The sequence below is a fragment of the Paenibacillus doosanensis genome (genome assembly GCF_025060755.1).
Lineage (GTDB): Bacteria > Bacillota > Bacilli > Paenibacillales > NBRC-103111 > Paenibacillus_S > Paenibacillus_S doosanensis.
The window spans coordinates 39,157-46,752 of record NZ_JANYUY010000059.1; the positions used below are offsets into that span (position 1 = coordinate 39,157).

Annotated in this window: 8 protein-coding genes; 7 read left to right on the top strand and 1 reads right to left on the bottom strand. The window is 54.3% G+C overall.

All coding sequences use genetic code 11. The features are described from left to right. Positions 1–90: 90 nt before the first annotated feature. From N0M98_RS28805 to N0M98_RS28820, 4 genes are all read left to right on the top strand, one after another. Positions 91–1,596 carry an ABC transporter substrate-binding protein gene (locus N0M98_RS28805; protein WP_259619913.1) on the top strand — a complete coding sequence of 502 codons (1,506 nt, stop codon included), beginning with the start codon at positions 91–93 and terminating at the stop codon, positions 1,594–1,596. Between the two features lie 39 nt (positions 1,597–1,635). Next, on the top strand, positions 1,636–2,625 hold the full coding sequence (locus N0M98_RS28810) for a carbohydrate ABC transporter permease (protein ID WP_259619914.1): 990 nt from the start codon (positions 1,636–1,638) through the stop codon (positions 2,623–2,625). Continuing rightward, the gene (locus N0M98_RS28815; RefSeq protein WP_249863547.1) at positions 2,622–3,452 is read left to right on the top strand and encodes a carbohydrate ABC transporter permease; all 831 of its coding nucleotides are present in this window, start codon (positions 2,622–2,624) and stop codon (positions 3,450–3,452) included. The genes N0M98_RS28810 and N0M98_RS28815 overlap by 4 nt, the downstream gene beginning before the upstream one ends. Positions 3,453–3,521: 69 nt before the next feature. Then, complete coding sequence (locus N0M98_RS28820) at positions 3,522–5,000, top strand: sulfatase family protein (RefSeq protein WP_259619915.1); 1,479 nt, start codon at positions 3,522–3,524, stop codon at positions 4,998–5,000. Between the two features lie 126 nt (positions 5,001–5,126). Here the strand turns inward: N0M98_RS28820 and N0M98_RS28825 are convergent, their stop codons facing one another. Continuing rightward, positions 5,127–5,309 (bottom strand): hypothetical protein, encoded by a 183-nt coding sequence (locus N0M98_RS28825; protein WP_249863545.1) that lies wholly within the window; start codon positions 5,307–5,309, stop codon positions 5,127–5,129. A gap of 175 nt (positions 5,310–5,484) precedes the next feature. Here N0M98_RS28825 and N0M98_RS28830 point away from each other — a divergent pair, with 175 nt between their 5' ends. The 3 genes from N0M98_RS28830 to N0M98_RS28840 all read left to right on the top strand — a co-directional run bounded on the left by N0M98_RS28830 (position 5,485) and on the right by N0M98_RS28840 (position 7,284). Then, positions 5,485–5,868: a ribosomal maturation YjgA family protein gene (locus N0M98_RS28830; protein ID WP_259619916.1), complete on the top strand. Its 384-nt coding sequence runs from the start codon at positions 5,485–5,487 to the stop codon at positions 5,866–5,868. A gap of 280 nt (positions 5,869–6,148) precedes the next feature. Continuing rightward, positions 6,149–6,499, top strand: a complete 351-nt coding sequence (locus N0M98_RS28835) for a VOC family protein (RefSeq protein WP_249863543.1) — start codon at positions 6,149–6,151, stop codon at positions 6,497–6,499. 119 nt (positions 6,500–6,618) lie between these two features. Continuing rightward, complete coding sequence (locus N0M98_RS28840) at positions 6,619–7,284, top strand: stalk domain-containing protein (RefSeq protein WP_249863542.1); 666 nt, start codon at positions 6,619–6,621, stop codon at positions 7,282–7,284. The last annotated feature ends 312 nt before the right edge of the window (positions 7,285–7,596 follow it).

The window sequence follows — 7,596 nt, forward strand, 5'->3', positions numbered from 1 at the left end:
GACGTTAATTTATTCGGCTATGTTCCCCGCGAGGCTTTCACTATACTTGATTTGTAACACATTCAATCGCTTAACAAGGGGGAGTCTACAATGAAGAAAGCGTTTTCGATCGGTCTGCTGTCGATGCTGGCCATGAGCGCCGTCTTATCCGGCTGCAGCGATTCGAGCGGCAGCTCGCAGGGGGAGAGCGGGAGCGGCGGCGCGAACGGAGACAAAAAGCCGGTGACGATTACGTTCTGGCACCGCTGGCCGGAATCGCAGCCGGTGTTCGAGAAAGCGATTCAAGAGTTCCAGGAAAAGTATCCGTACATTAAAGTAGAGATGCCGTCGATCGCTTCCGCACAGTATGCGGCGCAGCTGCAGGCGGCGGTAGCGAGCAACGATCTGCCGGATATTTTCGCCAATCAGAACGCGGTGCCGACGGATCAGCTGTATCAGCTCGATCTCATCCACGATCTGGACGATTTGTTCCCGCAGAAGAAGAAGGACGAATTTTACGAAGGCACCTGGACGGAAGGCTTCACGACGATGAACGGCAAGGTGTACGCGATGCCTCACTTCACGCCCCGGAGGTTCGCTCATGTCATGTACTACAATCTCGATGTGCTGAAAAACGCCGGGCTGTCGGAGAAGGATGTGCCGAAGTCTTGGGACGAGCTGATTGCCGTCGGGAAGAAGATTAGAGAGAAAAACAGCGATGTGTACCCGCTCATTCTCGGCGTCAAAACCGATTGGCTGATGGGCGGCTTTATCGGGCAGATGGCATCGGCGATCAATCCCGACGTATTGCCCAACGACGGCGCCTATGCCGGCTTTAATTACAAGAAAGGGGAGTACGAGCACAACTCGGCCGGCATCGTGCAGACGATGAAGTTCATCAAGCAATTGCAGGACGACAAGCTGCTGCATCCGAACAGCCTCGTCATCGATTACCGCGAGGCGTCCGCCTTGTTTGCCGGGGGCAAGGCGGCGTTCGTCATCGACGGCACGTTCCTGACGTCCGAGCTGCAGCAGAACAATAATTTCAACAACTTCGGCGTAGCCCCGCTGCCGACCAAAGACGGCAAGCCGCAGTACTACGCGTTCCAGGGCGAGACGAAGGCCTCGGTGCATGTCAGCAAAAATACGAAGCATTACGACGAGGTGAAGCTGTTCCTGCAGTTTTATATGGACCGCATTTATCCGCTGGAGCTGGAGATGGGCGTCGAAGGCTCGCCGATCATCGCGCAAAATCAGAATACGAAGATGACGAATCCGCAGTTCCAGCAGGCGCAAAAAATTCAGGACCAGATGTTTATATTGTCGCCTCATCAATATATCCGCAATTTGGCTGCGATCAAGGTCAACACCGAGCTGAATGGCAAGAAGCCGAAGGAAAATCTCGGGAAAATTCTTGAAGGCTATATGGCCGGTCAAATTAAAGATTTGGAAGGGACGTTGGGCAAGCTCAGCTCCGACTATAACAAGGCGCTTCAAGATTCGATCAACAAAGTGGCCGGCGGCGGCGCCAAAATCGGCTTAAACGATTATAAATTCCCGAACTGGACGCCTTTTGAGCCGTATACCAAAAGCAAGTACGAAGAGCTGGGGAAATGACGGGCTTCTACCATCTAATGCGCAAAGGAGTTGGACGCGTTGAGCGCACAAACGACCGTACTGGCTAGGCAAGCCGCCCGCTCCGCAGCGGTCAGAAGAGAGCGGGCCCGCTATAAATGGGCATACTTGTTTATTTTGCCGCAGCTGCTGTTTTTCATGATTTTTACGATTTATCCGATCATTATGAGCTACGTGTACGCTTTCTACGACTGGAGCGGGTTCGGCCCGCTCTCCAATTTCGTCGGCTGGGATAATCTGACCAAGCTGCTGCACGACGATCAATTTTGGAACGCCTTCGGCAACAGCCTGATCTATATGGGAGCCAAAACCGTGATCTTAATGCCGACGACGCTGATCATGGCGCTGATTTTGAATCAGGCGTTTTTCAAGGGCAAAGTGTTTTACCGGACGATCTACTTCCTGCCCGTCGTGACGACGACGTCGATCGTCGGCATTATTATGAAATTCATCTTCGGCAACGACAAGGCGTTGATCAACGAGCTGCTGATTGCGCTCGGCATATTGTCCGAGCCTGTTCCGTGGTTAGGCCAGTCGCATACGGCGATGGCGGTGCTGATTCTGGTAGGCTCCTGGAAGTTTTTCGGGATGATGATGGTGTACTGGCTTGCCGGCTTGCAGTCGCTTCCGGGCGACGTCTATGAAGCGGCCAAGGTGGACGGGGCCGATTACTGGCAGACGCTGCGCAGCATTACGATCCCGCTGCTGATGCCGGTAGCGACCGTCATTCTGCTTCTGACCGTCGTCAACAGCATGCATGTGTTCGACCTGGTCAAAACGCTGACGAACGGCGGACCGTTCTTTGCCACGGAAACGGTCGATTTGTTCATCTACAACTATGCCTTCAGCACGAGCGGATTTCCGCAAATCGGCTACGCTTCCGCAGCCGGGATCGTCTTCGGCTTGGCCATCTTCATCATTACGCTGGCGCTCGGATGGCTTGCCAAGCTGTCGAAGGACGGGCAGGACGCCCGCAGCACCAAGCATGCGAAAGGAGGGACGCCCGTATGAGCGGACGCCGTTCGTTAACCGGCCTTCTTCACCTGCTGCTGCTCGTGCTTGGGGCCGTATGGATTTACCCGTTCATCTGGATGCTGTTCTCGTCGCTCAAAACGAACACGGAGTATATTAACGCGGGCTTCAAGCTGCTTCCGGAGGCGGCGCAATGGGACAATTATGCAAGAGCTTGGAAAGTCGGCCATTTCTCCACCTATTTTGCCAACTCGGTCATTATTACCTGCACGACGGTCGTCATCGTAATCGTCATGTGCGCGCTGACCGGCTATGCGCTCGGGCGGGTCGCTTTTCCCGGACGTAAGCTGTTCGTTCTGGCGATTACCGCCACGATGTTTATCCCCAAAGGATATACCATCATCCCGATTTATCAGATCATCAAGAGTCTGGGGCTGCTCAATACGCTGCCCGGCATCATATTGGCCGAATCGTCGGGGGCGCATGTGCTGTTCATTCTGCTTTATATGACGTATTTCCATAACCTGCCCAAGGAGCTGGAGGAGGCGGCGGAAATGGACGGCTGCGGATTTATCCGCACCTTCGTTCGGGTCATGCTGCCGCTCGCGAAGCCGATTATCGCCACTACGGCGATTATGCAGTTCATCTGGACGTGGAATTCGTTCTTCGTGCCGCTGATCTTCAGCATCAACAAGCCGGATTTGCGTACGCTTGCGGTCGGCATGTATTCCTTCGTCGGCGAGCATACCGTCGATTGGTCGGGCATGGCGGCCGGCGCTTCGATTTCGCTGATCCCGGTCATCGTCGTGTTTATCGTGTTCCAGCGGTTTTTTATCGAAGGCATCTCGGGCTCGGTCAAAGGCTGAAGCTTCAGGAGCGCAGCGGCATAGGAGTCCAGGCCAGTTATATCGCATTAGGATAAGGAGGAGAAAGCAATGGCAAAACAACCGCATCTGATTATATTCAATCCGGATCAATGGCGCAGCGACGTGATGGGGCATATGGGCAACCCGGCGGCCGTGACGCCTCATCTGGACCGGATGGCGCAGACCGACGGGGTGTCGTTCCGCAACGCCTTTTGCCAAAATACGGTGTGCACGCCGAGCCGATGCTCGTTTATGAGCGGCTGGTACCCGCATGTCAGAGGACACCGCACGATGTACCACATGATGCAGCCCGACGAACCGGTGCTGCTTCGGACGCTCAAGAATGCCGGGTATTACGTATGGTGGGGCGGCAAAAACGATCTGGTCCCCGCCGAGAACGGATACGACGACTACTGCGACGTGAAATACAAGCCGCCCGTTCAGCCGCGCAGAGAGACGAACCTGCATGCCCATGACGTATGGCGCGGAGCGCCGGAGGGGGACAATTACTTCTCCTTTTATGCGGGACGGCTGGAGAAGGCCGAGGACGAGGAGAACTATTATGACGGGGATTGGGCGAATGTGCTCGGAGCGATTGAGCTGATTCGCAACGCGCCGGACGACCGGCCGCTGTGCATTTACTTGCCGCTGTTGTATCCGCATCCACCGTACGGTGTCGAGGAGCCGTACTTCAGCATGATCGACCGTGCCAAGCTGCCTCCGCGAATTCCGGCCCCGGCCGATTGGGACGGCAAGCCGAGCCTGCTGCGGGGCATCTGGGAAAAGCAGAAGCTGCAAGGATGGACCGAGGAGCGCTGGGATGAGCTGCGCGCCACCTATTACGGCATGTGCGCCCGGGTCGACCGGCAGTTCGGCATGGTGATGGACGCGCTTCGCGATGCGGGAATGTATGACGATACGGCGGTGTTCTTTTTCTCCGATCACGGCGATTTTACCGGAGATTACGGCCTGGTGGAAAAAACGCAAAATACGTTCGAGGACTGCTTGTCGCGGGTGCCGTTCATCGTCAAGCCGCCGAAGGATGTACCGGTCCTGCCTCGGGTCAGCGACGCGATGGTGGAACTGATCGACTTCCCGGCGACGGTGGAAGCGCTGCTCGATATAAAGCCCGGCCATAGTCATTTCGGGCGATCGCTGCTGCCGGTCATAGTCGGCGAGACGGACGAGCACCGGGACGCCGTCTTCTGCGAAGGGGGGAGATTGCACGGCGAGGAGCAATGCATGGAACGCGAGAGCACCTCGGTCGGCAGCGCCTCGGGGCTGTATTGGCCCCGCATTCAGTGGCAGCTGCAGGAAGGGCCCGAGCATACGAAGGCGGTAATGTGCCGGACGAAGGAATACAAGTATGTGCGGCGGTTTTACGAGCAGGATGAGCTGTACGATTTGACGCTCGACCCCGGGGAAACGAACAACCGGATCGGCGATCCGGAGCTGGCGGGCGTATTGGCGCAATTGAGGGACCGGCTGCTGACGTTCTATCAGGAAACGTGCGATACCGTGCCTCTGAAAGCGAATAAGCGTATGTAGACGATGAGGCATGACGAAGGAAGACGATGTGAGGGGAATGTGAAACTGAATATGGTAATATTATCCAATTAAAAGGGTTGAAAACGGGCTGCCGATGTCATATCGGCAGCCCGCCCTCTCATGCGGCTAATCTTGATCCGAGGGGATGATTTCGTCCAGCTCGGTTTGTTGGCGGTTGGCCTGCTCCAGCACATGCTGATCCGTCTCGCTCTGACCTTGAATCTCCGCTGCGGCCTGCGCTTGACGGTTCAACTGCTCCTCGGCTTGCCCGATCCCTGTGGCTCCTTGATGTCCTCTGCTGCTTGGCATGTGCGTACCTCCTGACTTAGAATGGAAATGACCCGGTTAGTATGGATGATAAATTGCCAAATCATGCATACCGGCGGAAATACGCTCCATTCGAAAAGCGCGATACAAATCGGCAAGCGGCGCGTACCGTCCCCGTCTGCCAATTCGGAGCTTGCCATGGGAGGGACCGATTCATTTGCGCATCCGAATCCAATACTTTGTTGCAGTCGTAATAACGATCATTCTAGGGCTAAGTTCTCGAAGGTTCGCGGACCGAATTCCCGAGCTGATTGCCGAGCATGCCGGAGATATGCTGTGGGCAGCCATGGTTTACTTCGGCTTCCGGTTTGTCTTCGTCAGAAGAGGCTTCATCCTGGCGGCCGTCCTAAGCATCGTATTCAGCTATGCGGTGGAATTCAGCCAGCTGTACCAAGCGGCTTGGATCAATCGGCTGAGAGATACCGTATTGGGCGCTCTCGTGTTGGGCAAAGGATTTTTGCCGGCCGATTTGCTCCGGTATTTGCTCGGCATCGCGATAGCCTGCGGCATGGACGCCTGCTGGCCGAGACGCAAGCGGTAAAGCGGACCGGACCGGTTATAGGGACATTCCCGTTCGTCATACACATTAGTAAGCTAGGCGTATCGCTATTTGTAAAGGAGTGGTCCATTGCTGTCCTTAACGGGACAGCTTTCTTTTTTCAATTAAAACAGGACAAAGGGCCTACATCGCCGTTTTTATCCAAAAAAAGGATAATGGACCGGCCGCATCGAATAGGTATAGCGCATATCGAATCTGCACCATCGCAAGCGGACTGCCGTAATCATTCGCCATCGCCGATGAAAAAGAAGGAGGCCGACTTATGAAAGTAAAACGAATCGTTACCAATGTAAACGCGCGCGACGTCGCCGCCGCCAAAATTTTTTACCAGGATGTGCTGGGGCTGGATGTATTAATGGATCACGGCTGGATCGCCACCTACGGTTCTTCCGCAGAGATGGGCATTCAAATCAGCTTCGCCTCGGAGGGAGGCTCGGGCACGCCGGTTCCGGATATATCGATTGAAGTCGACGATGTCGACGCTGCGCTGGAACGGATGCGGGAAGCGGGGTTCCCCGCCGAATACGGTCCTGCCGACGAGCCTTGGGGCGTAAGACGATTCTACGTCCGCGATCCGTTCGGACAATTGGTCAATATTCTTGCTCACGTGTAGTAGAATCAGCCCATAGACCGGGTGATCCGATAGGTCAAAATATGTCTCTGGTCCCTTGGATTGATGTCGTATGCAAGTATAATTACACTAAAATGCAAAAAAAAGGTGGATACAACGTAATGAATAAAAAAGCGGTGGCAATGATTTTGGGCGCTTCTCTGATGCTTAACGCGGGCGCAGCGGCTTTCGCAGCGGCGAATCTTGAAGAAATTAAAGCTTATTTGAATCACGATTTGAAGGTGAAAGTGGACGGAAAGCCGATACAGCTGCTCGATGAGCAGGGCCGGGTCGTGGAGCCGATTACATACGAAGGCAATACGTATTTGCCGGTGCGCGCGATTGCAAGCACGCTCGGGGTAGGCGTCGATTACGATGCGGAAACAAGCACGGTGCTGCTTGGGGTGAAGGCGGACGGCGTTGCCGTCGCATCGGAGGATTTCGATAGTACTTACTATTCCAAAGATAAGAACGATACGACCTATAAAGGCAAAGATTATAAAGAAGTTTTGACAAGGAAAGATCACGGCGGAAGCTTCATATTGACTCCTGATAAAAAGTACACGAAGCTGTATTTGCAGGTGGCGGCGCTCGGTAAAGACATTACGAGCATCGAAATCAAGGACAGCGACTCGTTCGCGCTCTTGAAGAAGGAAACGGTCTCGATCGACGAGGGGCTGAAAACGATTGAAGCGGATATTTCCGGGGTCAAAACGCTTTATATCGAAATTACGACGAAGGACGACGGCGGGTTCCTCGTTCCGCTAACTTCCTCTTCTTATAAGTAGAACATAAGCCGGAAATCATATATTATGGACAGCAAGCTGATGCCTTCAAACGGGCATCGGCTTGTTTTATTTTTGTTTAGGAAATGATGCGCAGCCATATCCTGTGGAAATCCGGGGGCTCCCCCGAAAGGAAAGTCTACCCATAGAACGATCCCAGCGGAATGGTTAGACGCCGATCCAGCTTAGGCTGGATGCGGACGGAATAAGCTTCAGAGCATCACGTCACTACCCTGAAAATTTTTTAGCGTAGTACCTAAAAATGACAACACTAAGCTAAGCGCGGCTCTTCATGTTTAAAAAAATCGCGCTCGG

What these genes read in the sequence shown, in the direction of transcription:
- N0M98_RS28815 (WP_249863547.1), top strand. Translation starts at nt 2,622, where the DNA reads ATGAGCGGACGCCGTTCGTTAACCGGCCTTCTTCACCTGCTGCTGCTC.
- N0M98_RS28825 (WP_249863545.1), bottom strand. Translation starts at nt 5,309, where the DNA reads ATGCCAAGCAGCAGAGGACATCAAGGAGCCACAGGGATCGGGCAAGCC.
- N0M98_RS28820 (WP_259619915.1), top strand. Translation starts at nt 3,522, where the DNA reads ATGGCAAAACAACCGCATCTGATTATATTCAATCCGGATCAATGGCGC.
- N0M98_RS28835 (WP_249863543.1), top strand. Translation starts at nt 6,149, where the DNA reads ATGAAAGTAAAACGAATCGTTACCAATGTAAACGCGCGCGACGTCGCC.
- N0M98_RS28805 (WP_259619913.1), top strand. Translation starts at nt 91, where the DNA reads ATGAAGAAAGCGTTTTCGATCGGTCTGCTGTCGATGCTGGCCATGAGC.
- N0M98_RS28840 (WP_249863542.1), top strand. Translation starts at nt 6,619, where the DNA reads ATGAATAAAAAAGCGGTGGCAATGATTTTGGGCGCTTCTCTGATGCTT.